Origin of the sequence: Aeribacillus pallidus, from assembly GCF_050478865.1 — a bacterium.
Lineage (GTDB): Bacteria > Bacillota > Bacilli > Bacillales > JACDOC01 > JACDOC01.
The window spans coordinates 1-3045 of sequence record NZ_JBCNBW010000080.1; the positions used below are offsets into that span (position 1 = coordinate 1).

Here is a 3045-nt window from a genome sequence, read left to right on the forward strand (position 1 = left end):
GTCAGCTCCACGTGTCACCACGCTTCCACCTCGGACCTATCAACCTGATCATCTTTCAGGGATCTTACTCACTTGACGTGATGGGAAATCTCATCTTGAGGGGGGCTTCATGCTTAGATGCTTTCAGCACTTATCCCTTCCGCACATAGCTACCCAGCGATGCCCCTGGCGGGACAACTGGTACACCAGCGGTGCGTCCATCCCGGTCCTCTCGTACTAAGGACAGCTCCTCTCAAATTTCCTGCGCCCACGACGGATAGGGACCGAACTGTCTCACGACGTTCTGAACCCAGCTCGCGTACCGCTTTAATGGGCGAACAGCCCAACCCTTGGGACCGACTACAGCCCCAGGATGCGATGAGCCGACATCGAGGTGCCAAACCTCCCCGTCGATGTGGACTCTTGGGGGAGATAAGCCTGTTATCCCCGGGGTAGCTTTTATCCGTTGAGCGATGGCCCTTCCATGCGGAACCACCGGATCACTAAGCCCGACTTTCGTCCCTGCTCGACTTGTAGGTCTCGCAGTCAAGCTCCCTTATGCCTTTACACTCTGCGAATGATTTCCAACCATTCTGAGGGAACCTTTGGGCGCCTCCGTTACCTTTTAGGAGGCGACCGCCCCAGTCAAACTGCCTACCTGACACTGTCTCCCGCCCCGATCAGGGGCGCGGGTTAGAATTTCAATACAGCCAGGGTAGTATCCCACCGACGCCTCCACCGAAGCTGGCGCTCCGGCTTCCACGGCTCCTACCTATCCTGTACAAGCTGTACCAAAATTCAATATCAGGCTGCAGTAAAGCTCCACGGGGTCTTTCCGTCCTGTCGCGGGTAACCTGCATCTTCACAGGTACTATGATTTCACCGAGTCTCTCGTTGAGACAGTGCCCAGATCGTTACGCCTTTCGTGCGGGTCGGAACTTACCCGACAAGGAATTTCGCTACCTTAGGACCGTTATAGTTACGGCCGCCGTTTACTGGGGCTTCGGTTCGGAGCTTCGCGAATGCTAACCCCTCTCCTTAACCTTCCAGCACCGGGCAGGCGTCAGCCCCTATACTTCGCCTTACGGCTTCGCAGAGACCTGTGTTTTTGCTAAACAGTCGCCTGGGCCTATTCACTGCGGCTCCTCGGAGCTATGCACCCCAAAGAGCACCCCTTCTCCCGAAGTTACGGGGTCATTTTGCCGAGTTCCTTAACGAGAGTTCTCTCGCTCACCTTAGGATTCTCTCCTCGCCTACCTGTGTCGGTTTGCGGTACGGGCACCTTTCACCTCGCTAGAGGCTTTTCTTGGCAGTGTGGAATCGGGAACTTCGGTACTTGATTTCCCTCGCCATCACAGCTCAGCCTTACGGTGACGGGATTTGCCTCGTCACCAGCCTAACTGCTTGGACGCGCACAACCAGTCGCGCGCTTACCCTATCCTCCTGCGTCCCCCCATCGCTCAAACGGTGAAGAGGTGGTACAGGAATATCAACCTGTTGTCCATCGCCTACGCCTTTCGGCCTCGGCTTAGGTCCCGACTAACCCTGAGCGGACGAGCCTTCCTCAGGAAACCTTAGGCATTCGGTGGAAGGGATTCTCACCCTTCTTTCGCTACTCACACCGGCATTCTCACTTCTAAGCGCTCCACCAGTCCTTTCGGTCTAGCTTCGACGCCCTTAGAACGCTCCCCTACCGCTGACACCAACGGTGTCAACCCACAGCTTCGGTGATACGTTTAGCCCCGGTACATTTTCGGCGCAGAGTCACTCGACCAGTGAGCTATTACGCACTCTTTAAATGGTGGCTGCTTCTAAGCCAACATCCTGGTTGTCTAAGCAACTCCACATCCTTTTCCACTTAACGTATACTTTGGGACCTTAGCTGGTGGTCTGGGCTGTTTCCCTCTTGACCACGGATCTTATCACTCGTAGTCTGACTCCCAAGGATAAGTCATTGGCATTCGGAGTTTGTCTGAATTCGGTAACCCGATGAGGGCCCCTAGTCCAAACAGTGCTCTACCTCCAAGACTCTTCCCTTGAGGCTAGCCCTAAAGCTATTTCGGGGAGAACCAGCTATCTCCAAGTTCGATTGGCATTTCACCCCTACCCACACCTCATCCCCGCACTTTTCAACGTGCGTGGGTTCGGGCCTCCAGTAAGTGTTACCTTACCTTCACCCTGGACATGGGTAGATCACCTGGTTTCGGGTCTACGACCTCATACTAAAAACGCCCTATTCAGACTCGCTTTCGCTACGGCTCCGCCTCTTCGGCTTAACCTCGCATGAGATCGTAACTCGCCGGTTCATTCTACAAAAGGCACGCCATCACCCATGAACGGGCTCTGACTACTTGTAGGCACACGGTTTCAGGTTCTCTTTCACTCCCCTCCCGGGGTGCTTTTCACCTTTCCCTCACGGTACTGGTTCACTATCGGTCACTAGGGAGTATTTAGCCTTGGGAGATGGTCCTCCCTGCTTCCGACGGGATTCCTCGTGTCCCGCCGTACTCAGGATCCACTCTGGAGGGAACGAAGTTTCGACTACAGGGTTGTTACCTTCTCTGACGGGCCTTTCCAGACCTCTTCGTCTACCTCGTTCCTTTGTAACTCCGTATAGAGTGTCCTACAACCCCAAGAGGCAAGCCTCTTGGTTTGGGCTGTTCCCGTTTCGCTCGCCGCTACTAAGGGAATCGCGTTTGCTTTCTTCTCCTCCGGGTACTAAGATGTTTCAGTTCCCCGGGTGTGCCCTCCATACCCTATGGATTCAGGTATGGATACTGCCCCATTACGGGCAGTGGGTTCCCCCATTCGGAAATCTCCGGATCAACGCTTACTTACAGCTCCCCGAAGCATATCGGTGTTAGTCCCGTCCTTCATCGGCTCCTAGTGCCAAGGCATCCACCGTGCGCCCTTTCTAACTTAACCATTCGGATTATCCTCAATCCTAATAGTGGCGATACTCGGTATCTTTGCCTTACTTCATCTTCTTTATCTAGTTTTCAAGGAACAATCATCATGTTTTGAAGGATTGAACCTTCAAAACTAAACAAAACAGAAGCGCAACGT

Annotated in this window: 1 rRNA gene; it reads right to left on the reverse strand. The window is 53.9% G+C overall.

Features of this window, described 5'->3' with window-relative positions:
- A 23S ribosomal RNA gene (locus ABES52_RS15945) occupies positions 1-2904 on the reverse strand; the annotation flags it as partial.
- Positions 2905-3045 lie beyond the last annotated feature (141 nt).